The sequence below is a fragment of the Microbacterium rhizosphaerae genome, from assembly GCF_034120055.1.
Classification (GTDB): domain Bacteria; phylum Actinomycetota; class Actinomycetes; order Actinomycetales; family Microbacteriaceae; genus Microbacterium; species Microbacterium rhizosphaerae.
The window spans coordinates 2,160,884-2,182,966 of record NZ_CP139368.1; the positions used below are offsets into that span (position 1 = coordinate 2,160,884).

18 protein-coding genes and 1 pseudogene are annotated in these 22,083 nt (G+C 69.9%); 16 read left to right on the top strand and 3 right to left on the bottom strand.

Going from position 1 to position 22,083, the window contains the following annotated elements; translation table 11 throughout:
* The first annotated feature begins 7 nt into the window (after nucleotides 1–7).
* On the top strand, nucleotides 8–577 hold the full coding sequence (locus SM116_RS09585; RefSeq protein WP_320940761.1) for a GNAT family N-acetyltransferase: 570 nt from the start codon (nucleotides 8–10) through the stop codon (nucleotides 575–577).
* A gap of 46 nt (nucleotides 578–623) precedes the next feature.
* On the opposite strand, the gene SM116_RS09590 is transcribed toward SM116_RS09585, so the two are convergent.
* The 3 genes from SM116_RS09590 to SM116_RS09600 form a co-directional block, all read right to left on the bottom strand.
* A complete protein-coding gene (locus tag SM116_RS09590; protein ID WP_320940762.1) occupies nucleotides 624–1,952 on the bottom strand; it encodes an MFS transporter in 1,329 nt (442 codons plus the stop codon).
* Nucleotides 1,953–1,963: 11 nt separating this feature from the next.
* Nucleotides 1,964–2,839 carry a shikimate dehydrogenase gene (locus tag SM116_RS09595; protein ID WP_320940763.1) on the bottom strand — a complete coding sequence of 292 codons (876 nt, stop codon included), beginning with the start codon at nucleotides 2,837–2,839 and terminating at the stop codon, nucleotides 1,964–1,966.
* A 99-nt stretch (nucleotides 2,840–2,938) separates the two neighbouring features.
* On the bottom strand, nucleotides 2,939–3,556 hold the full coding sequence (locus SM116_RS09600) for a TetR family transcriptional regulator (protein ID WP_320944150.1): 618 nt from the start codon (nucleotides 3,554–3,556) through the stop codon (nucleotides 2,939–2,941).
* A gap of 97 nt (nucleotides 3,557–3,653) precedes the next feature.
* On the opposite strand from SM116_RS09600, the gene SM116_RS09605 reads away from it, so the two are divergent.
* From SM116_RS09605 to pyrF, 15 genes and pseudogenes are all read left to right on the top strand, one after another.
* On the top strand, nucleotides 3,654–5,486 hold the full coding sequence (locus tag SM116_RS09605; RefSeq protein WP_320940764.1) for a bifunctional sugar phosphate isomerase/epimerase/4-hydroxyphenylpyruvate dioxygenase family protein: 1,833 nt from the start codon (nucleotides 3,654–3,656) through the stop codon (nucleotides 5,484–5,486).
* 29 nt (nucleotides 5,487–5,515) lie between these two features.
* Nucleotides 5,516–5,971 (top strand): type II 3-dehydroquinate dehydratase, encoded by a 456-nt coding sequence (locus SM116_RS09610; protein ID WP_320940765.1) that lies wholly within the window; start codon nucleotides 5,516–5,518, stop codon nucleotides 5,969–5,971.
* A 202-nt stretch (nucleotides 5,972–6,173) separates the two neighbouring features.
* Nucleotides 6,174–6,734, top strand: a complete 561-nt coding sequence (efp, locus tag SM116_RS09615; protein WP_320940766.1) for an elongation factor P — start codon at nucleotides 6,174–6,176, stop codon at nucleotides 6,732–6,734.
* A 10-nt stretch (nucleotides 6,735–6,744) separates the two neighbouring features.
* Complete coding sequence (nusB, locus tag SM116_RS09620; RefSeq protein WP_320940767.1) at nucleotides 6,745–7,155, top strand: transcription antitermination factor NusB; 411 nt, start codon at nucleotides 6,745–6,747, stop codon at nucleotides 7,153–7,155.
* Nucleotides 7,156–7,206: 51 nt separating this feature from the next.
* Nucleotides 7,207–10,215 (top strand): DEAD/DEAH box helicase, encoded by a 3,009-nt coding sequence (locus tag SM116_RS09625; protein WP_320940768.1) that lies wholly within the window; start codon nucleotides 7,207–7,209, stop codon nucleotides 10,213–10,215.
* Between the two features lie 92 nt (nucleotides 10,216–10,307).
* Nucleotides 10,308–11,882 (top strand): Rieske 2Fe-2S domain-containing protein, encoded by a 1,575-nt coding sequence (locus SM116_RS09630; RefSeq protein ID WP_320940769.1) that lies wholly within the window; start codon nucleotides 10,308–10,310, stop codon nucleotides 11,880–11,882.
* A 172-nt stretch (nucleotides 11,883–12,054) separates the two neighbouring features.
* Nucleotides 12,055–12,582, top strand: a complete 528-nt coding sequence (locus tag SM116_RS09635; RefSeq protein ID WP_320940770.1) for a DoxX family protein — start codon at nucleotides 12,055–12,057, stop codon at nucleotides 12,580–12,582.
* Between the two features lie 85 nt (nucleotides 12,583–12,667).
* Nucleotides 12,668–13,390, top strand: a complete 723-nt coding sequence (locus SM116_RS09640; protein ID WP_320940771.1) for a DUF5995 family protein — start codon at nucleotides 12,668–12,670, stop codon at nucleotides 13,388–13,390.
* A gap of 95 nt (nucleotides 13,391–13,485) precedes the next feature.
* A pseudogene (pyrR, locus tag SM116_RS09645) lies at nucleotides 13,486–14,022 on the top strand (bifunctional pyr operon transcriptional regulator/uracil phosphoribosyltransferase PyrR); the annotation flags it as partial.
* 5 nt (nucleotides 14,023–14,027) lie between these two features.
* Complete coding sequence (locus tag SM116_RS09650) at nucleotides 14,028–14,990, top strand: aspartate carbamoyltransferase catalytic subunit (RefSeq protein WP_320944151.1); 963 nt, start codon at nucleotides 14,028–14,030, stop codon at nucleotides 14,988–14,990.
* Nucleotides 14,987–16,321 carry a dihydroorotase gene (locus SM116_RS09655; protein ID WP_320940772.1) on the top strand — a complete coding sequence of 445 codons (1,335 nt, stop codon included), beginning with the start codon at nucleotides 14,987–14,989 and terminating at the stop codon, nucleotides 16,319–16,321. The genes SM116_RS09650 and SM116_RS09655 overlap by 4 nt, the downstream gene beginning before the upstream one ends.
* Nucleotides 16,318–16,839 carry a PH-like domain-containing protein gene (locus SM116_RS09660; protein WP_320940773.1) on the top strand — a complete coding sequence of 174 codons (522 nt, stop codon included), beginning with the start codon at nucleotides 16,318–16,320 and terminating at the stop codon, nucleotides 16,837–16,839. The genes SM116_RS09655 and SM116_RS09660 overlap by 4 nt, the downstream gene beginning before the upstream one ends.
* Nucleotides 16,836–17,987 (top strand): glutamine-hydrolyzing carbamoyl-phosphate synthase small subunit, encoded by a 1,152-nt coding sequence (carA, locus tag SM116_RS09665; protein WP_320940774.1) that lies wholly within the window; start codon nucleotides 16,836–16,838, stop codon nucleotides 17,985–17,987. The genes SM116_RS09660 and carA overlap by 4 nt, the downstream gene beginning before the upstream one ends.
* The gene (carB, locus tag SM116_RS09670) at nucleotides 17,987–21,271 is read left to right on the top strand and encodes a carbamoyl-phosphate synthase large subunit (protein WP_320940775.1); all 3,285 of its coding nucleotides are present in this window, start codon (nucleotides 17,987–17,989) and stop codon (nucleotides 21,269–21,271) included. The genes carA and carB overlap by 1 nt, the downstream gene beginning before the upstream one ends.
* Entirely contained in the window at nucleotides 21,268–22,083 is an 816-nt protein-coding gene (pyrF, locus tag SM116_RS09675) for an orotidine-5'-phosphate decarboxylase (protein WP_320940776.1), read from the top strand. Before carB ends, pyrF begins: the two co-directional genes overlap by 4 nt.

Sequence of the window (22,083 nt, forward strand, 5' to 3'; positions counted from 1 at the left end):
TGGCGCGGTGACGGGCCGCTCGAGCGTACGACGCATCCTCGCCTCGGAATGGCGGGACGTCCGCGCACTTCGCATCGAGGCCGTCGCAGACCCGGACGCCGCCATCGCCTTCCTCGAATCGCCCGCCCAGGTCGCCGCCCACAGCGACGAGTTCTGGCGGGAGCGGACCCGGCGCGCCGCCGACTCCGCCGATTCGGCCCAGTTCGTCGCGATCGACCAGGATGCGGATGCGCCGGCGTGGGTCGGCTCACTGAGCGTGCTGATCCGCAAGCCGGGGATCATCGATCATCTCGGGCACACCGTGCGCACGGAGCGGGCCGACGTCGTGGGCGTCTACGTGCGTCCGAGCCACCGTGGCGACGGCACGATCGATCGCCTGTTCGCGGCCGCCGCAGCATGGGCCCACGCAGAGGGGGCCCGCATCCTGTCGCTCGACGTGCACGCCGACAATCTGCGCGCGCAGGGTGCCTACCGGCGCGCCGGCTTCGCCCCGACGGGCGAGACCTTCACCGGCACGATCGGGCCCGAGCTCGTGATGACCCGGCTCCTCCCGGCCGAGGATCGCGCGCAGGGATAGACGCGGCCCCGCCCGGTGGGCGAGGCCGCGTCTGGGTGTGTGAACCTCACGCTGCGACAGGCACCGTCCGGACGATGTGCTCGCTGCGCAGCCCGAGCTCCTCGGTCGGGACGTTCTTCGTCTCGCGGGCCGTGAGCGCGCTGACAGTGGCGATGAGGCAGATCACGGCCGTGAAGACGCTGATGACGACCCATCCGCCCTGCCGGACACCGCCGAGGGCGGTCACGATGGTGGGTGCGAAGCCCGCCATGAGGAAGCCGAACTGCGTGCCGATGGCGACGCCCGAGAACCGCACCCGCGTGCTGAACATCTCGGAGTAGAAGGCCGGCCAGACCGCGTTGGCGGCGGCGTACCCGAAGGAGAAGGTCAGCACCGCGAGCGCGAAGGTCAGGACGAGATTCCCACCACCCATCGACAGCATGTAGAACGGCATCAGGAGGGCCGACGCGATCGCACCGTAGATGAACACCGGCTTGCGGCCGATGCGGTCGGCGAGTGCTCCGAACATCGGCTGGGTGCCGATGGCGACGAGGTTCGCCGCGACGACGAGCCACAGCGTCATGGCGGGGTCGAGTCCGACGACGACTCCGTAGGCGATGGCGAGGTTGCCGAACACCGTGGACACCGCCGCGATGAACGCGCAGCAGATGACGCGCAGCACGTCCCGCCAGTGGTCGCGCAGCAGCGGGACGAGCGGGATGCGGGCGATGCGGCCTTCGGCCTTGGTCTCCTCGAACTCCGGCGTCTCATGCAGCCCGCGACGGATGACATACGCGACGATGACGACGACGGCGCTGAGCCAGAACGGGATGCGCCAGCCCCACGTCAGCTTGATCGAGTCGGGCATCGCGACCACCGGGATGAACACCAGCGCGGCCAGGATCTGGCCTCCCTGCGTCCCCGTGAGCGTCCATGAGGTGAAGAACGCGCGTCGGCGATCCGGCGCGTGCTCCAGGGTGAGCGACGAGGCCCCTGCCTGTTCGCCGGATGCGGACAGGCCCTGCAAGAGGCGGCAGACCACCAGCAGGATGGGGGCGGCCCAGCCGATCTGCTCGTACGTCGGCAGACACCCGATCGCGAAGGTCGACAGTCCCATCACGAGCAGCGTGAACAGCAGCACGCGCCGGCGGCCGAGGCGGTCGCCGAAGTGGCCGACGAAGATCGCGCCGAGAGGCCGTGCGATGTACGCGAAGCCGAAGGTCGCGAACGACATCACGAGCGCGGCCTGATCTCCGGACGGGAAGAAGACCGTCGGGAAGATCAGCGCTGCCGCCGACCCGAACAGGAAGAAGTCGTAGTACTCGACGGCGCTGCCGAAGAAGCTCGCGACGGCGGCGCGGACCGGGGTCTTCCGCGGCACTGCGGTGGTGGACATGGATGATGCTCCTAACTGACGAGCTCGTCGTCTGCGACGAGCTGGCGGAAGGTGCCGATCATGCGATCGGCGTCGGGGCGGATGCCGGTGATGAGGGTGAAGGCGTCGACGGCCTGGAAGACCGCCATCTGTCCGCCGTCGAGGGTCCGGCAGCCGATCGCGCGCGCAGCGCGGAGCAGCTCGGTCTCGAGCGGGCGGTAGACGATGTCGGCGACCCAGAGGTCGGCGCGGAGGAGGGCGGGGGAGAAGGGGATGCCGGGGTGATCGTGCATCCCCGTCGGTGTGCAGTGGACGACGCCGTCGGCGCGCGCGAGCAGGCCGGGCAGGCTCTCGTGCGTCGCCGCGCGAATGACCGCGTCATGGCGCGCCTCGAGGTCGACCGCTGCCTGGAACGCGCGGTCGCGGTCGATGTCGACGACCGTCAGGCGGCGGACGCCGACCCGGAGGAGGGCGTCGCCGACGGCTGATCCCGCCCCGCCGGCGCCGAGGAGGACGACGTCGTCCAGAGGCGCATCCGGGAGTCCCGTGGTGAAGGCCGTCTCGAAGCCGGTCGTGTCGGTGTTGTAGCCGACCATCCCCTCATCGGTGAACAGGACGGTGTTCACCGCACCCAGCGCGGCCGCGAGCGGATCGATGCGATCGAGGTACTCCATGACGAGCCGCTTGCACGGATGCGTCACGTTGAGCGCGTCGAAGCCGAAGCGCCGCGCCCAGATCAGGATGTCGGGCACGTCGTCGGGAGCCAGCCCGAGGGTCGTCAGATCGATGGGGCGGTAGAGGTAGTCGATGCCGAGGGCCCGCGCTTCGGCCATGTGCAGGCCCGGCGTGAGGGACGGCGTCACGCCCGTGCCGACCAGGCCGACGAGGTAGCGGGGCGACTCGCTCACGCGAACTCCTTCGTTCGTTCGTAATGTACTAACTGGTACGTCCATAGTGAACCACGCCGTATCCGGCGTGTCAACACGCGCTGCAGGAGAGGTGTCGGCTCAGCGAGCCGTGAGCCACGCGACGACGATGTCGCCGATCATCGCGCGCATGTGGCGGCGCTGTGCCGGGTCGTCGAAGTCGACGCCGAAGAGGTGGCCGAACGTGTACTTGTTGGCGACCTGGAACACGCAGTACGAGCTGATGAGCAGGTGCACATCGAGGGCCTGCACGTCGTCGCGGAAGTCACCCGTGGCGCGGCCGCGCTGCAGGATCTCGTCGAGCCGCGTGACGGCGGGCTGCGATGCCGTGGGCAGAGACTCGAGCCGGTTGATGAACTCACCCCGGTGGATGTTCTCGATCGCCACGAGGCGGATGAACGCATCGTGGGTCACATGGTGATCGAACGTCAGCTCGGCGAGCTGGCGCATCGCGGGCAGGGGATCGGTGTGGTCCACGTCGATCGAGCGCTCGGCGTCGCGGATGCCGTTGTAGGCGTCCTGCAGCACCGCGAGGTACAGTCCCTCTTTGCTGCCGAAGTAGTAGTAGATCATCCGCTTCGTCGTGCGCGTGCGCTCCGCGATGTCGTCGACGCGAGCGCCGGAGTAGCCGTCCTCGGCGAAGACCTCGGTCGCGACGGCGAGCAGCTCTGCCCGGGTGCGCTCCGCGTCGCGCTGCATGGATGCCACGAGGGCAGACTATCCGAGTCGCTGTCGGGCGCCGGGGAGGAGTGGACGGTCTTCCGAGCCAATGTACCGTCTGGTACATTGGCTCGCCATGAAGACCTCCATCGCCACCGTCTGCCTCAGCGGCACGCTCGTCGAGAAGCTCCACGCCTGCGCTGCGGCCGGCTTCGACGGTGTCGAGATCTTCGAGCCGGACCTCGTCTCGGCCTTCGAGAGCCCGGAGGAGATCCGTGCGCTGGCGGCGCGTTTGGGGCTCGCCCTGGATCTCTACCAGCCGATGCGCGACGTCGAGGGAGTCGACGAGGAGACCTTCGCGGACGTACTGCGCCGGGCCCGGGCGAAGTTCGAGCTGATGCAGCGGCTCGGCATGGATCTCGTGCTGTGCTGCAGCAACGTCGGCACCGCGACGGTCGACGACGACGACGTCAGTGCCAGCCAGCTGCGCCGGCTCGGCGAGCTCGCCCAGGGCTACGGCATCCGGATCGCCTTCGAGGCGCTCGCATGGGGACGGTTCGTGGACGACTACCGTCGGGCGTGGCGCATCGTCGAGCTCGCCGACCACCCGGCGGTCGGCCTGTGTCTGGACTCCTTCCACATCCTCTCGCGCGGTCACGATCCGGCCGCGATCGAAGGGATCCCGGGAGAGCGGATCTTCTTCCTGCAGCTCGCCGACGCACCCGCGGTCACGATGGACGTGCTGTCGTGGAGCCGTCATCACAGGCTGTTCCCCGGCGAGGGGAGCTTCGACCTGGCCGGGTTCGTCGCGCACGTCGTTCGGGCCGGATACTCCGGCCCGCTGTCGCTGGAGGTGTTCAACGACACGTTCCGGCAGACGGACGTGCAGGGGACGGCGGTCCACGCGAGACGCTCGCTGCGGTGGCTGGAGGATGCCGTCTGCCGCCTGCCCGGCATGGGCACCGCTGCGGTCACGGGACTGGATCGGCTTCCCGGCTCGCCTGCCCCGACCGGGTTCGACTTCGCCGAGATCACCGCTGCGGACACCTCCGGCATCGAGGTCATGCTCGCGCAGCTGGGCTTCACCGCGCGTGGCAGGCACCGGACGAAGCCGGTCACCCTGTGGAGCGCCGGGGACGCGCGGATCGTTCTCAACGAGCAGCATGCCGTGGGAGTCCAGCCGCACCTCGCGGCGATCGGCCTTCTCGTCCCCGACCCCGACAGGCTCGGCGCGCGGGCACGCGAGCTCGGCACGCCGATCGCCTACCGGCGCACGTACACCTCCGAACAGGCGCTCGATGCCGCGATCGCACCGGATGGCACGCAGATCTTCTGGTCGGCGGCGAGGGATGCGGGGGAGCCGGCCTGGACGGCCGAGTTCGAGCATGGCGCACCGCGGGAGAGCGCCGAGGATGCCGGCATCCTCGCCATCGATCATGTGAGTCTGACTCAGCCGTGGCAGGCGATCGACGAAGCCGTGCTGTTCTACACCTCGGTGTTCTCGCTCGAACCGGTCAGCGCCACCGATGTCGCGAGTCCGCGCGGCCTCGTGCAGAGCAGGGTGATGCGGTCGCCGGACGGGAGCGTCCGGCTTCCCCTGAATGTCGCGCCCTCGAGCTTCGAGACATCGGGACCTTCGAGCGGGCTCGCGCAGCACGTGGCCGTCCGCTGCAGCGACGCGCGTGCGCTCGCGCGCTCCGCGCGGGGGCGGGGACTGGATGCCCTGCGCATCCCCGACAACTACTACGCCGACCTCGCGGCGCGCTTCCCGCTGGACCCCGCGTTCCTCGAGGAGCTCCGCGACCTCGGAATGGTCTACGACCGGGACGGCGAGGCGGAGTACCTGCAGTTCTACACCTGCACCGTCGGCACCGTCTTCTGGGAGTTCGTCGAGCGTCGCGCAGGCTACGACGGATATGGAGCCGGCAATGCGCCGGTGCGTCTGTCGGCCCAGGGAGCGGGCCTGTGAGCGTCGCCCGATCTTGGTATGGTGCCCACGTGACGACGCGCCGACTCCTGCTGGTCAACGGACCGAACCTCAACCTGCTGGGCACGCGCGAGCCGGAGATCTACGGCACGGAGACCCTCAGCGATGTCGAGCGGATCGCGGCGGAGGCCGCGGCATCCCGCGGCTTCGTCGTACGCTCCGTGCAGAGCAACCACGAGGGCGTCCTGCTGGACGCGATCCACGCGGCGCGGGAGGACTGCGACGGCATCGTGATCAATCCCGGCGGCCTCACGCACACCTCCGTCGTGCTGCGCGACGCCCTCCTGGGCGTGGGTCTGCCCGTCGCAGAGGTGCACATCTCCGACATCATGCAGCGTGAGGAGTTCCGCCACCATTCGTACGTCGCGGATGCCGCGATCGTGCACGTCATCGGCCACGGCGTGACGGGCTACGCGGATGCCGTGACGCGGCTGATCGACGTCATCACCGGCCAGGCCGACGGCTGACCTCGGCGTCCTGCCGCGCCCCTGAGCGAGGACGAGATCACGGCGATCATGGATGAGGTGTTCCTCCCGATCGTGCGTCCGATGCAGGGCTGAGCGGCCGTTCCGCGGGCCGGGGCGCGGCATCCCGTAGAATCGGACGTCGGGTCGCCTGCCGCGCAGGCATCGCTCGCCCATCGACTTTCACGAACGGAACCTTTCAGCCATGGCATCCACTGCAGACATCAAGAACGGCGTCGTCCTCAACATCGACGGTCAGCTCTGGAGCATCGTGGAGTTCCAGCACGTCAAGCCGGGCAAGGGCGGAGCGTTCGTCCGCACCAAGATGAAGAACGTCCTGACCGGCAAGGTGGTCGACAAGACGTTCAACGCCGGCGCGAAGGTCGAGATCGAGAACGTCGACCGTCGCGACTTCCAGTACCTCTACAACGACGGCGACGGCTTCGTCTTCATGGACGTCTCCGACTACGACCAGATCACGGTCCCCGCAGCGACGGTGGGGGATGCCGCGAACTTCCTGCTCGAGAACCAGCAGGTCACGATCGCCCTCAACAACGGCAACCCGCTCTACATCGACCTGCCGGCATCCGTCGTCCTCGAGATCACCTACACCGAGCCGGGCCTCCAGGGCGACCGCTCGTCGGCCGGCACCAAGCCCGCGACCGTCGAGACGGGCTACGAGATCCAGGTCCCGCTGTTCCTCGAGACGGGCACCAAGGTCAAGGTCGACACGCGCACGGGCGACTACCTCGGCCGCGTGAGCTGACGCGCCCTTCATGAGCGCACGCACCAAGGCGCGCAAGCGCGCCCTCGACATCCTCTTCCAGGCCGACGTACGGGACGAGGACCTCGGCGTCGTCCTCGCCGCGGAGGCGAAGCGGGCGGCGAACGAGCCGGCGCGCGAGGCGTCGTGGCTGTACGCGCGCGAGATCGTCGACGGCATCATCGACAACCGCGACGAGATCGACGAGATGATCACGACCTCCTCCAAGGACTGGTCGCTCGCTCGCATGCCCACGGTCGACCGCGCCCTGCTGCGCATCGCGACGTGGGAGATCCTGTACAACGACCAGGTGCCGTCCGCGGTCGCGATCGACGAGGCCGTGGATCTCGCCAAGGAGTTCTCGACCGAGGAATCGGGCGCGTTCGTGCACGGCGTGCTGGCGCGGGTCGCGCGCTCCGCCTGAGTCCGCCCACTCGCGGACGCCGTGTCCCCGGTGTCGCCTAACGTGGATGCCGTGCCGGCATCCTTCTCCGCTTCCGAGCCGTCCGCGGCCTCGGGCGGACGGGGAGCCTCCTGGCGGGAGCTGCTGGCGGACCGTGCGGGTGCGCGGGCGTCCGGAATCCCGCTCGCCCTGGCGTTCGAGCTGCGCGAGCGCCTCCCGCAGCGTTCGCCCTGGGCGCCGCCGCGGACGCAGGAGGCTCGCATCGCCGGGTCGGTTCGCGCAGATCGCGAGGTGCTGCTCGGGATCCGTCCGTGCGTGCGCAGCCACTCGACGGGCGGCTGGGTCAAGGGCGACGTGTCGTGGGAATCGCTGCGCCGGCCCGGCGGGCCGCACGACGAGGAGCAGGCTCGGTGGTTCGCCGAGCTGCACGCGCTCACGCGGGATGTGCGCACGCTGGGCGCACCGCTCGACACCTCGGAGTGGATCACGCTCGACACGGTGGGCTCCCGCCTGCTGTGGCCCCAGCTGGCGTCCGCGGCGGCGCTCGGCATCCCGTTCGTCGGGACCCGCAGGGACCGCCGTATCGTGCTCGCCGATCACGCCGAGATCGCCCTCGCCGTCGATGCGGCGCCCCGAGGCGGTCTCACGCTCCGGGCGCGGGCCTCGATCGACGGCACAGGGGTCGAGGGCCTCCGTGCGATCGGTCGCACAGGGGTCTACGCACTCGCGTTCGACGAATCCGCTGTCACGATCACGCTCGCGCCGGTGGCACTGACGGGTGCCGTGCGCGCCGCGGTCGACAAGCCGCGCGGGCTGGTCGTCCCGGCTGCGGACGTCGACGACTTCCTCCGCGAGTACTATCCCCGGATCGCCCGCACGAGTCGGGTCGTCGGATCCGACGGAATCGAGCTGCCCTCGCTTCCCGAACCGCAGCTGGTCGTCGAGGTCGCGCACAGCGCGGGCCATGCGGTGACGTTCCGGCTGAGGTGGGACTATCCCGGCTCCGCGCCGAAGCCCTTCGCAGCGGACCTCGGCGATGCGGAGCGCGACACGGCCCTCGAGGCGGAGCTCGTGCGTCGACTTCGCGACGCCTGGGATCGCGCCGGCGGACCGGCGTTCGCTGCGGAAGGCATGCTGGACGACACCGACGCCGCCGAGTTCATCACGTCGGTCGTGCCGACGTTCGAGGCGCTGGCCGGCGTACGGATCGCGGTCACCGGCATTCCCCCCGACTACCGCGAACTCGCGGCCGCTCCCGAGATCACGGTGACCACCGTCGAATCGCCGGATCCCGACTGGTTCGACCTCGGCGTCATCGTGACGATCGACGGGCGCCGCATCCCGTTCACCCCGCTGTTCACCGCCCTCTCACGCGGCCGCAAGAAGATGCTGCTGCAGGACGGCGCGTACTTCTCGCTGGCGCATCCTGCTCTGCAGCGCCTGCGCGACCTCATCGACGAGTCCGGCGGGCTCGCCGAGTGGGAGCCGGGGACAGTCCGCATCAGCCGCTACCAGGTCGACTTCTGGGAGGAATTCGAAGACCTCGCCGACCGGTCCGAGCCCGCGGTCGCGTGGCGGGCGCTCGCCGAGGGGCTGCGCGCCATCGCCGAGGAGGGGCCGGCGCCTGTCGCGACGGCCGCGTCGCCCGAAGGCATCACCGCGACGCTGCGGCCGTATCAGCAGGCCGGACTCGACTGGCTGGCCTTCCTCTGGAGCCATCGGCTCGGCGGCATCCTCGCCGACGACATGGGCCTCGGCAAGACGCTGCAGATGCTCGCGTTCATCCAGCACCTCCGCGCGACGGGCGAGCGGCGGCCCGTGCTCGTCGTGGCGCCCGCATCCGTCCTGTCGACCTGGAGCGCCGAGGCGGCGCGCTTCGCGCCGGACCTGCGTGTGGAGACGCTCGCGGCGACGGCGAAGAAGCGCCGGATGACCGTGCGGGATGCGGCGGCCTCCGCCGACGTGGTCGTCACGTCGTACACCGTGCTGCGACTGGATGCCGACGCCTTCGCCGAGATCGCGTGGTCTGCGGTGGTGCTCGATGAGGCCCAGTTCGTGAAGAACCCGAAGACGAAGCTGCACCGTGCCGTGGGGCGTCTGCGTGCCGACGCGCGCTACGCCGTCACGGGAACCCCGCTGGAGAACAGCCTCTCCGAGCTGTGGGCCCTGCTGTCGCTGACCGCGCCCGGGCTCTTCCCCTCCGCTCGCCGGTTCCGGGAGGAGTACATCGGGCCGATCGAGAAGGGCACGGTGCCGGAGAACCAGGAGGGCGGGTCGTTCCGTGCCGGCCGGCTCGCACGCCTGCGCCGGCGCATCCGTCCGCTCGTCCTGAGACGTACGAAAGAGCTCGTCGCGACGGAGCTTCCGCCGAAGCAGGAGCAGCTGCTGCGGATCGAGCTCGAGCCCTCGCATCGCGCGATCTACGACGCGACGCTGCAGCGCGAGCGGCAGAAGGTCCTCGGTCTGCTGGAAGACCTCGACCGCAACCGGTTCATCGTCTTCCGCTCGCTCACCCTCTTGCGGATGCTGAGCCTCGCTCCGGGACTCGTGGACCCCGAGCACGCCCACATCCCGTCGAGCAAGCTCGAAGCGCTGATCGATCAGCTGCAGGAGATCGTCGCGGAAGGGCACCGCGTGCTCGTCTTCAGCCAGTTCACTTCCTATCTGGCGCTCGTGCGGGAGCGGCTCGAGCGCGTCGGCATCTCGTTCTGCACTCTGGACGGCTCGACGCGCCACCGGGAGCGCGTGATCGACGGGTTCCGGTCCGGCTCCGCGCCGGTCTTCCTCATCTCGCTGAAGGCCGGCGGCTTCGGGCTCACGCTCACCGAGGCCGAGTACGTCTTCCTCCTCGACCCGTGGTGGAACCCGGCGGCGGAGGCGCAGGCGGTCGACCGCGCGCACCGCCTCGGGCAGTCGCATCCCGTGAACGTCTACCGGATGATCGCGGCCGACACCATCGAGGACAAGGTCATGGCGCTGCAGCAGCGCAAAGCGCGGCTCTTCCAGGCCGTGATGGACGACGACGCCCTGTTCGGCCAGGCCCTCACGGCCGCCGACATCCGCGGACTGCTCGACGGCTGAGCAACGGGCTGAGTCGCCTTTTGCACGGCTGGTCGACCCGGCCGCGACGGCGCCCTCGGCTAGGCTCGAAGGGTTCGAAACGGGAGGACTCCATGCGGATCACGGGGCTCGGTCACGCCGGCATGTTCATCGAGACCAGGGGCGGCAGCATCCTGTGCGACCCGGTTCTCGGACCGAGCTTCTTCGGCTCCTGGTTCCCGTTCCCCGACAATCGCGGCCTCGACTGGGAGCGGTTCGGCACGGCCGACTTCCTCTACATCTCGCATCGCCACCGCGACCACTTCGACCCTGCGCTGCTCCAGAAGTACGTGCCGAAGGACATCAAGGTCCTGCTGCCCGAGTATCCGACGGATGATCTCGAGACCGACCTGCGCGGCCTCGGCTACGACAACATCGTCTACACGCAGGCGGGCGTCCCGCTGGAGTTCGGCGACCTCACGGTCATGGTCACGCCGTTGCGCGCGCCGAGCGACGGTCCGATCGGCGACTCGTCGCTGAGCGTCGACGACGGCACCGCGAGCATGCTGAACCAGAACGACTCGCACCCTCTCGACCTCGAGAAGCTGCTCTCGTTCTCGAAGCCCGATGCCTACTTCACCCAGGTCTCGGGCGCGATCTGGTGGCCGATGGTCTACGACCTGCCGCAGGACGCGAAGCAGAACTTCGCCCGCCTCAAGCGCGACGCACAGAACAAGCGCGCGATGTACTACATCGAGAAGGTGGATGCCGAGCACGTCTTCCCGATGGCCGGACCGCCGATGTTCCTGCGCGAGGAGCTGTTCCGCTACAACGGCTGGGGTCTCGAGGACGACGCGATCTTCACCGACCAGCAGCAGTTCCTCGACCACATGGCCGCGCAGCGGCCGGACCAGAAGGGCTACCTCTTCCTGCCGGGCACGCAGGTCGACCTCGACCACGCCGCCGTGACGGTGACGCAGACGCTGTTCTCGGATGCCGAGATCGAGCGCATCTTCGGCCAGAAGTGGGACTACCTCGCCGAGCAGCGCGACACCCGCCAGGACGAGATCCAGGCCGAGGAGGCGCGCCGCGCGCCGGTGCTGCCGCCGGCGGACATGCTCACGGCGATCAAGGAGTGGTGGGAGCCGCTGCTGCGCCGTGCGCGCACCATCCGCGACGGCGTCGGCGGCAACGTGCGCTTCCGCATCGGCGAGCTCGACATGGTCGTGGACTTCCCGAAGGCGAAGGTGCGCGAGTACGCCGGCGAGGAGTGCATCTACTGGTACACGATCCCGGCCGATCTCGTCTCGACCAACATCGCCGATCATGAGATCGACTGGTCGAACTCGATCTTCCTGTCGATGCAGTTCGAGGTCGGACGCAGCGGCAAGTTCAACGAGTTCCTCACCACTTTCCTGAAGTGCCTCTCGCGCGACCGCATCGAGTACGTCGAGAACTGGTACGCCGAGCAGTCGGATCAGACCGAGGATGCGCAGCTGGGCGACTGGATCGTGCAGCGACGCTGCCCGCATCTGCGCGCCGACCTGACGAAGACCGGGAGGATCGAGGACGGCGTGCTCACCTGCAGCCTGCACGACTGGAGCTGGGACCTGCGCAGCGGCAAGTGCCTCACGAGCCAGGGGCACGCGATCCGCGCCCACGCCGTCGAGGACGCGCTGCACCGCGACGCGACCGTTCCGGCCGCCTGAGCACCACCGCGAGCGCCGCGATCGCCAGGGCGCGCTCGCGCCTCGCCTCTCGGCGCGGTGTGGGGGAGCGTCCCGGCGGCCCGATGATACACGGGCTCGTCGCGTATCACGCCAGGGGGCCGCGGCTCTTGATCATCGGTTCATCCAAACCGGAGATTAAGAAGGAGTCGCAATGACAACCATCCCTGTCCGCGCAGGATCCATGACCGCGCCGGCTCCGGCCCGCGAGTCCGCCTGGGCGCGTGCCGTCCGATTCGAGGCCACCGTCGAGGGCGGCGTCAAGACGCTGCTGGAGCGCTGGTCGATCGCCGTGCTGCGTGTGGCGCTCGGGCTCGTGTTCCTGGTGTTCGGCCTGCTGAAGTTCGTCCCGGGCCTGAGCCCGATCGAAGCGCTCGTCATGCGCACGTGGCACTCGCTGTCGTTCGGGATCGTCACGGGCTACTCCGCCATGGCCATCACGGCGGCCATGGAGTCGCTCGTGGGCATCCTGCTGATCGCGGGCGTGTTCCAGCGCTTCGCCCTGGCGCTGCTCGCCCTCACGTTCGTCGGCATCCTGTCGCCGCTCGTGTTCTTCACGGGCGACCTGTTCACGCCGGGACCGACCCTGACCGCGCAGTACATCCTGAAGGATGTCGTGCTGGTCGCCGCCGCGATGGTCGTCGCCTCCCGCGCTCTGCGCGCGGCGCCGTCCCGGAGCTGACGTCGCCGCACACGCGAGGGGCGGGACGGATCGAGGATCCGTCCCGCCCCTCGCGTGTGCGCGGTCTCGGCATACACTTCCGAGTGTGTTCGACTATGACGCGCAGATCCGGGCGGCACTGCAGGTCCCGCTCTCGAGCATCGCCGACGTCGTCACACTGATGAGGACGATCGACACCCTGACCACCGACGGCGACGGCCTGAAGTGGTTCAACGGCCTCTATCTCACGGTGACGGATGCGGTCGGCACCCGCGCCGCGGGCGGCGGATTCGCCGACGCCGGCTTCATGGCGGCCCTCGACGTGGAGTTCGCGCGGCTGTACTTCTCGGCGCTGGCGGACTTCCTCGACGGGTCTGCGCTGCCCGGGTGCTGGCAGGTGCTCTTCGCTGCTCGCGCCGACCGGCGGCTCGCCCGCATCCAGTGCGCCCTGGCCGGAATGAACGCCCACATCAACCACGACCTCGCGTTCGCGATCGTGTCGACGTGTCAGGCGCGCGACATCGCGCCGGATGACGGCAGTGTGCAGCACGGCGACTTCACCGCACTCAACGCGACGCTCGACAGTCTGATCGAGACGGCGAAGACCGGACTCGATGTGCGGCTGCTCGGGGACGCCCTCCCGCCGCTCGGCGTCGTCGAGAACACCATCGCGGGCTGGAGCATGAGCGCGGCCCGTCAGAACGCCTGGAGCAACGCCGAGATCCTCTGGAGCATCCGCGGCCTGCCGCTGCTGAGCGACCGCTTCGCGCACGGCCTCGACGGTGTGGCGAGCGTCATCGGCAAAGCCCTCCTGGTTCCGGTGCCGTGAGGCGGGGTGTCCGACCGCTGCAGAGTTTTGGATAGACTGGTCGCGCACAGCCCAGCAACCTTTAACACCGTCCAGAGAGGCGGAGAAGGGAGCGGCGGATGAGCACGCGCACCGTGCTGCACGAAGCCGACATCGCTCGAGCCCTGACTCGGATCTCCCACGAGATCCTGGAGTCCAATCGCGGACCCGACAACCTCGTGCTCCTCGGCATCCCGACACGCGGCGTCACCCTCGCCGAGCGGATCTCGCGCATCCTCGGCGAGATCTCCGGCGAGTCGATCGAGGCGGGCGCGCTCGACGTCACGATGTACCGCGACGATCTGCACCGCAATCCGACGCGCACCCCCCAGCCGACCCAGATCCCCGGTGGGGGGATCGACGGCAAGGTCGTCGTGCTCGTGGACGACGTGCTCTTCTCCGGTCGCAGCATCCGCGCCGCACTCGACGCCATCCAGGACATCGGCCGGCCCGCGATCGTGCGCCTCGCGACGCTCGTCGACCGCGGCCACCGCGAACTGCCGATCCGGCCCGACTTCGTCGGCAAGAACCTGCCGAGCTCGCGCGACGAGCGCGTGCGCGTGCGACTGGCCGAGGTCGACGGCGAGGACGCCGTGACGATCGAGGGGGAGTGAGCGCCGTGCGGCACCTGCTCGACACCAAGACGCTCGGCCGCGAGGAGGCGCTGCGCATCCTCGACGTCGCCGAGGACATGGCCGACGCGCAGCAGCGCGAGGTCAAGAAGCTGCCGGCGCTGCGCGGCAAGACGGTCGTGAACCTCTTCTTCGAGGATTCGACGCGCACGCGCATCTCGTTCGAGGCCGCCGCGAAGCGGCTGTCGGCGGACGTCATCAACTTCTCGGCGAAGGGCTCGAGCGTCTCGAAGGGCGAGTCCCTGCAGGACACCGCCCAGACGCTGCAGGCGATGGGGGCGGATGCCGTCGTCATGCGCCACGGGGCCTCCGGCGCCCCCCGCACCCTCGCGACGAGCGGCTGGATCACCGCCGGCGTCGTCAACGCCGGCGACGGCACGCACGAGCACCCGACGCAGGCCCTGCTCGACGCGTACACGATGCGCAAGCGCCGGTACGGCGCCGACAGCCGCGGACGCGATCTCACCGGGTATCGCGTGACGATCGTCGGAGACATCCTGCATTCGCGGGTGGCGCGCTCGAACCTCTGGCTGCTGAACACCCTCGGCGCCGAGGTGACGCTCGTGAGCCCGCCGACGCTCATCCCTCAGGACGTGACGTCCTGGCCCGCCCGCATCGGCTACGACCTCGACGAGGCGATCGCCGGCGGTCCGGACGCGCTCATGATGCTCCGCATCCAGCAGGAGCGCATGAACGCCGCCTACTTCCCGACCGAGCGAGAGTACTCGCGCACGTGGGGCCTGGACGCGGCCAGGCTCGCCGCACTGCCGACCGATAGCATCGTGATGCACCCCGGCCCGATGAACCGCGGTCTGGAGATCTCCGCCGACGCCGCCGACTCCGCACGCTCGACCGTGCTGGAGCAGGTCGCCAACGGCGTCTCGGTCCGGATGGCCGTGCTCTACCTGCTGCTGGCGGGGGAGCGCAACGAGAAGGAGGACGCCCGATGACCGCCCTTCGACAGGATGCCGGGACCCCCGGCGCCGTGATCTACCGCGGAGTCAGCCTCGAGGGCGGCGAGACCGCCGACCTCCTCGTCGTGGACGGTCGGATCGACGAGGTCGGCACGGGGCTCTCCCGCGCCGGCGCCGCCGCGGTGGACGCGGACGGACTGGTCGCCCTGCCCGGACTCGTCGATCTCCACACGCACCTGCGCGAGCCCGGATACGAGGCGTCCGAGACGATCCTCACCGGCTCCCGCGCGGCTGCCGCCGGCGGTTACACGGCCGTGTTCGCGATGCCGAACACGTCTCCGGTCGCCGACACCGCGGGTGTCGTCGAGCAGGAGCTGTCCCTGGGCGAGGCCGCCGGCTACGTCACCGTGCAGCCCATCGGCGCGGTCACCGTCGGACAGAAGGGCGAGCGTCTCGCCGAGCTCGGCGCCATGGCGTCCTCCCGGGCGCACGTGCGGGTGTTCAGCGACGACGGATTCTGCGTGTCCGACCCGCTCATCATGCGGCGGGCGCTGGAGTATGTGAAGGCCTTCGACGGCGTGATCGCGCAGCACGCACAGGATCCGCGCCTCACCGAGAGCGCCCAGATGAACGAGGGCGCGGTCTCGGCGGAGCTGGGCCTCGCGGGTTGGCCGGCCGTCGCCGAGGAGTCGATCATCGCCCGCGACGTCCTGCTCGCCCAGCACGTCGGCTCCCGCCTGCACGTGTGCCACCTGTCCACCGCGGGATCGGTCGACATCATCCGCTGGGCGAAGGCGCGCGGCATCCAGGTGACAGCCGAGGTCACGCCCCACCACCTGCTGCTCACCGAGGAGCTCGTGCGCGACTACGACGCCCGGTTCAAGGTCAACCCGCCGCTGCGGCGCGACGAGGACGTCCTCGCCGTGCGCGCGGGGCTCGCAGACGGGACGATCGACATCGTCGCCACCGACCACGCGCCGCATCCCGACGAGGCGAAGTCGTGCGAGTGGCACGCGGCTGCGAACGGCATGGTCGGGCTCGAGAGCGCGCTCCGGGTCGTGCAGCAGGCGATGGTCGACACCGGGATGCTGGACTGGGCCGACGTCGCGCGGGTCATGTCCCGCACGCCGGCGCGCATCGGCCGGCTGGACGGACACGGGCGCCCGCTCGCCGCGGGCGAGGCGGCCGAGTTCACGCTGTACGACCCGTCGGTCTCCGCAGTCTTCTCCTCGGACGACCTGCGCGGGCGCAGCCGCAATTCGCCCTACCTGGGTCGCGAGCTCCCCGGACGGATCGTGTGGACGGTCCACCGCGGCGTGCCGACGGTCGCCGACGGCGTCCTCGCCGAGGCGGGAGTCCCCGCGTGAGCACCGGTTTCGCCGTCATCCCGATCGCCCTGTTCGTCGCCGCCATCGCAGTCGGCGCGGTGTGGGCGTGGATGCGCCGCGCGAAACGCGACTCCGCGCCGTTGGTCGAGCACGGCGAGCTTCCGGCCGACGCGCACGTGCAGGCTGCCTTCGACTCGCTCTACGTCGCCACCACGAGGCACGAGGAGCCCCTGGAGCGCATCGCCGCCCCGGGCCTCGCGATGCGCTCGTTCGCCGGGCTCACCGTGGCGACCGAGGGCCTCGGCGTCGACCTCGGGGGCAGGACGCGCTTCGTCCTGACACCCGAGCGCATCCTCGAGGTCGGTCAATCCACCGTCGCGATCGACCGTGTGGTCGAGAAGGACGGCCTCGTGCGCGTCGTCTGGCGCACCGACATCGACACAACCGTCGACTCCTACTTCCGACCGACGGATGCCTCCGCCCGCGCCCTCGCGGAGGCCGTGGCCGGCATCCTCCCCGCCTCACCCTCTGACTCCCAGACAGGAGCCGACGCATGACCTTCACCACCGACCCCGCGGTGCTCGTCCTCGAGGACGGCACCCGCCACGTCGGGCGCGCCTACGGCGCGCGCGGCACGACCCTCGGCGAGGTCGTCTTCGCCACCGGCATGACGGGCTACCAGGAGACCCTCACCGACCCCTCCTACGCGGGTCAGATCGTGCTCCAGACGGCCCCGCACATCGGCAACACCGGCATGAACGGCGAGGACCCGGAGTCGCGCCGCATCTGGGTCGCCGGCTACATCGTGCGCGACCCCTCCCGGGTCGTGTCGAACTGGCGGGCCGACGAGTCGCTCGACGACGCCCTCGTCACCGACGGCATCGTGGGGATCAGTGGCATCGACACCCGCGCCGTCACGCGCCACATCCGCTCGGCGGGCAGCATGCGCGGCGGGATCTTCTCCGGGGAGGCAGCAGCCCTCGATCCGCAGGAGCAGGTGCGCATCGTGCGCGAGGCGCCGCAGATGGCGGGGCTCAACCTCTCCGCGGAGGTCTCGGTCGCGACCGCCGAGGTGACCGAGGCGACGGCCGAGCGCATCGGCAACCTGGCCGTGCTCGACCTCGGCGTCAAGCAGGCGACGATCGACAATCTGGCGGCGCGCGGCTTCGAGGTGCACGTGCTGCCGCAGAGCGTCACGATCGACGAGATCCGCGCGATCGACCCTGTCGCCGTGTTCTACTCCAACGGCCCGGGCGATCCCGCCGCCTCCGACGACCACGTCGCACTCCTGCGCGCGGTGCTCGACGACGGGCTGCCGTTCTTCGGCATCTGCTTCGGCAACCAGCTGCTCGGCCGCGCCCTCGGGTTCGGCACGTACAAGCTGCCCTTCGGCCACCGCGGCATCAACCAGCCGGTGCTCGACAAGGCCACCGGGCGCGTGGAGATCACGGCCCACAACCACGGCTTCGCCGTCGACGCCCCGATCGAGGGCGAGACGCAGAGCCCGAACGGCTACGGCCGCGTCGAGGTCAGCCACGTCGACCTCAACGACAACGTCGTCGAGGGCCTGCGGGCTCTCGACATCCCGGCGTTCTCGGTGCAGTACCACCCGGAGGCCGCCGCCGGACCGCACGACGCGAACTACCTCTTCGACCGCTTCCGCGACCTCGTCCGCGAGCACCAGAGCCAGAAGGACGCCAAGTAATGCCCAAGCGCGACGACATCAAGAGCGTCCTGGTCATCGGCTCCGGGCCGATCGTCATCGGCCAGGCGTGCGAGTTCGACTATTCGGGCACGCAGGCCTGCCGCGTGCTGCGCGAGGAGGGCGTGCGCGTCATCCTGGTGAACTCGAACCCGGCCACCATCATGACCGACCCCGACTTCGCCGACGCCACGTACATCGAGCCGATCACGCCGGCGGTGATCGAGACGATCATCGCCAAGGAGAAGCCGGATGCGATCCTGCCGACCCTGGGCGGGCAGACGGCGCTCAACGCGGCGATGGCGCTGCACGACCTCGGCATCCTCGAGAAGTACGGGGTCGAGCTCATCGGAGCGAAGGTGGACGCCATCCGCAAGGGCGAGGACCGTCAGATCTTCAAGGAGCTCGTCATCGAGGCCGGGGCGGATGTCGCGGCCTCCGTCATCTGCCACTCGATGGAGGACCTCCTCGCCGGTGCAGACCAGCTGGGCTACCCGCTCGTCGTCCGTCCGTCGTTCACGATGGGCGGCCTCGGATCCGGCTTCGCCTACGACGAGGAGGACCTCCGTCGCATCGGCGGCGCGGGCCTGCACGACTCGCCCACGCACGAGGTGCTCCTCGAGGAGTCGATCCTCGGCTGGAAGGAGTACGAGCTCGAGCTCATGCGCGACACGGCCGACAACACCGTCGTCGTCTGCTCGATCGAGAACGTCGACCCGGTCGGCGTGCACACCGGCGACTCGATCACCGTTGCCCCGGCGCTGACCCTCACCGACCGCGAATACCAGAAGCTGCGCGACATCGGCATCGACATCATCCGCGCGGTGGGCGTCGACACGGGCGGCTGCAACATCCAGTTCGCGGTGGATCCCGCGAACGGCCGCATCATCGTCATCGAGATGAACCCGCGCGTGTCGCGGTCGTCGGCACTGGCCTCGAAGGCCACGGGATTCCCGATCGCGAAGATCGCCGCGAAGCTCGCCATCGGCTACCGCCTCGACGAGATCCCGAACGACATCACGCGCGTGACGCCGGCGAGCTTCGAGCCGACGCTCGACTACGTGGTCGTCAAGGTCCCGCGGTTCAACTTCGAGAAGTTCCCGAACGCCGACACGACTCTCACGACGACCATGAAGTCGGTGGGCGAGGCCATGGCGATCGGCCGCAACTTCGCGACGGCCCTCAACAAGGCGCTGCGCTCCCTCGAGAAGCGCGGATCGAGCTTCCACTGGGGCGACGAGCCGCGCTCCGTCGACGAGCTCCTGGCGGTGGCGGCAGTCCCGACCGACGGCCGGATCATCGCCGTCCAGCAGGCCCTGCGCAAGGGCGCCACGATCGAGCAGCTCTTCGAGTCGACCAAGATCGACCCCTGGTTCCTCGATCAGATCGTGCTCATCAACGAGGTCGCCGCGTTCGTCGCGGCGGCGCCGGAACTGGATGCCGCCACCCTCCGCATCGCGAAGGAGCACGGCCTCAGCGACGCGCAGATCGCGCAGCTGCGCGACGAGGCCGAGGCCGAGGTGCGCGGGGTGCGCCACGGCCTGGGCGTGCGGCCGGTCTACAAGACGGTCGACACGTGCGCCGGCGAGTTCCCCGCCCTCACTCCGTACCACTACTCCAGCTACGACAGCGAGACCGAGGTGGCGCCGTCCGACCGCACGAAGGTGGTCATCATCGGCTCGGGACCGAACCGCATCGGCCAGGGCGTCGAGTTCGACTACTCGTGCGTGCACGCCTCCTTCGCCCTGTCGGCCGCGGGCTACGAGACCGTCATGGTCAACTGCAACCCCGAGACGGTGTCGACGGACTATGACACGAGCGACCGCCTCTACTTCGAGCCGCTGACGCTCGAGGATGTCCTCGAGGTGCTCCACGCCGAGGCGCAGTCGGGCGAGATCCTCGGCGTGGTGTGCCAGCTCGGCGGCCAGACGCCGCTCGGCCTCGCGAAGGGCATCGAGGATGCGGGGTACCGCATCCTCGGCACGAGCCCCGAGGCGATCGACCTGGCGGAGGAGCGGAGCCTGTTCAGCGGGATCCTGAACGCCGCCGGACTCGTCGCCCCCCGCCACGGCACGGCGACGGACGTCGAGGGCGCCGTCGTCATCGCGGAAGACATCGGCTACCCGGTCCTCGTCCGGCCGAGCTTCGTCCTCGGCGGCCGGGGCATGGAGATCGTCTACGACACCGCGACCCTGCGCGACTACTTCGTGCGCGTCGCAGACCAGGCGATCATCGGCCCCGGGATGCCGCTGCTCGTCGACCGGTTCCTCGACGACGCCATCGAGATCGACGTCGACGCGCTCTACGACGGCACCGAGCTGTACATCGGCGGCGTGATGGAGCACCTGGAGGAGGCCGGCATCCACTCCGGCGACTCCAGCTGCACGCTGCCGCCGGTGAGCCTCGGCCGGGCCGACGTCGATCGAGTCCGCACGGCCACGCGCGCGATCGCGGAGGGTATCGGCGTGCGCGGCCTCCTGAACGTGCAGTTCGCGATCAGCGCCGACGTGCTGTATGTCATCGAGGCCAATCCCCGCGCCAGCCGCACCGTGCCGTTCGTGTCGAAGGCGCTCGGCATCCCGCTCGCCAAGGCCGCCTCGCGCATCATGGCGGGCGCGACCGTCGCCGAGCTGAAGGACGAGGGGCTCCTGCCCGCCGTCGACGGATCGCGCGTCCCGCTGGACGCGCCGGTCGCCGTCAAGGAGGCCGTGCTGCCCTTCAAGCGCTTCCGCACGAAGGAGGGGCACACCGTGGACTCCGTGCTCGGTCCGGAGATGCGCTCGACCGGAGAGGTCATGGGCATCGACCGCGACTTCCCCACGGCGTTCGCGAAGAGCCAGGACGCCGCTTACGGCGGGATGCCGCTGTCGGGGACCGTGTTCATCTCCGTCGCGGACGGCGACAAGCGGGCCGTCATCCTGCCTGCTCACCGACTCAAGCAGCTCGGCTTCTCGCTCGTCGCCACGGAGGGCACAGCCGAGATCCTGGCCCGCAACGGCATCAAGGTGGGTGTGGTCCGCAAGTTCAGCGAGTCGAAGGACGGCGAGCCCAACATCGTCGACCTCATCAACGCGGGCGAGATCGACATCGTCGTCAACACGCCGAGCGGCATGTCCGCGCGGGCCGACGGCTATGAGATCCGTGCGGCGGCGGTGGCCGCCGACAAGGCGCTGTTCACGACGATCGCGACGCTGGGAGCGGCCGTGACGGCGATGGATGCGATGCAGGACGGCTACGAGGTCACGAGCCTGCAGGAGTACGCCGCGGCACGGGCGGCTCGCCTGTGATCGACTTCGGCGCGCGACTGGCCGGCGTCCTCGCGGCGCACGGCCCCCTGTGCGTCGGGATCGATCCGCACGAAGCCCTGCTCGAGGAGTGGGGGCTGGATGCGTCGGCCGACGGCGTCCGCGAGTTCGGGCTGCGCGTGGTCGAGGCCGCCGACGGCCGCGTCGGCATCGTCAAGCCGCAGGTGTCGTTCTTCGAGCGGCACGGATCGGCCGGCTACGCCGCACTCGAGGACGTGCTGGCCGCGGCGCGCGCCGCCGGGCTCCTCGTCATCGCCGACGCGAAGCGCGGCGACATCGGATCGACGATGGATGCGTACGCCCGCGCCTGGCTCACTCCGGGATCGTCGCTCGAGGCCGACGCCCTCACTGTGAGCCCGTATCTCGGCGTCGGCGCGCTGGCCGGCTCGTTCGACGTGGCCGCTGAACACGGCAAGGGGCTCTTCGTGCTCGCCGCGACCAGCAACCCGGAGGGTGCATCGCTCCAGGCGGCCGGCGCGGGGGATCGGAGCGTCGCTGCGCAGGTGGCCGGCGAGGTCGGCGCCCGCAACGGCGGCGCGCACCCCGGATCCTTCGGCCTCGTCGTCGGCGCGACGCTGGACCGGGCCGCGTTCGGCCTCACCGACGAACTGCTGGAGGGCACGCCCATCCTGGCTCCCGGATTCGGCTTCCAGGGGGCGCGAGCGGAGGACCTGTCGTCGCTGTTCGGCGCGGTCGCGGGGAGCGTCGTCGCGAGCGAGAGCCGCAGCATCCTCTCCGCCGGTCCCGGCGGCCTCGCGGCGCGAATCGCGGAGCGTGCCGCCCTGTACGCTTGA

Excerpts from the sequence above, each read along its gene's own strand:
- SM116_RS09590 (WP_320940762.1), bottom strand. The coding sequence starts at position 1,952 with ATGTCCACCACCGCAGTGCCGCGGAAGACCCCGGTCCGCGCCGCCGTC.
- SM116_RS09600 (WP_320944150.1), bottom strand. The coding sequence starts at position 3,556 with ATGCAGCGCGACGCGGAGCGCACCCGGGCAGAGCTGCTCGCCGTCGCG.
- SM116_RS09605 (WP_320940764.1), top strand. The coding sequence starts at position 3,654 with ATGAAGACCTCCATCGCCACCGTCTGCCTCAGCGGCACGCTCGTCGAG.
- efp (WP_320940766.1), top strand. The coding sequence starts at position 6,174 with ATGGCATCCACTGCAGACATCAAGAACGGCGTCGTCCTCAACATCGAC.
- nusB (WP_320940767.1), top strand. The coding sequence starts at position 6,745 with ATGAGCGCACGCACCAAGGCGCGCAAGCGCGCCCTCGACATCCTCTTC.
- SM116_RS09630 (WP_320940769.1), top strand. The coding sequence starts at position 10,308 with ATGCGGATCACGGGGCTCGGTCACGCCGGCATGTTCATCGAGACCAGG.
- SM116_RS09635 (WP_320940770.1), top strand. The coding sequence starts at position 12,055 with ATGACAACCATCCCTGTCCGCGCAGGATCCATGACCGCGCCGGCTCCG.
- SM116_RS09655 (WP_320940772.1), top strand. The coding sequence starts at position 14,987 with ATGACCGCCCTTCGACAGGATGCCGGGACCCCCGGCGCCGTGATCTAC.
- carA (WP_320940774.1), top strand. The coding sequence starts at position 16,836 with ATGACCTTCACCACCGACCCCGCGGTGCTCGTCCTCGAGGACGGCACC.
- carB (WP_320940775.1), top strand. The coding sequence starts at position 17,987 with ATGCCCAAGCGCGACGACATCAAGAGCGTCCTGGTCATCGGCTCCGGG.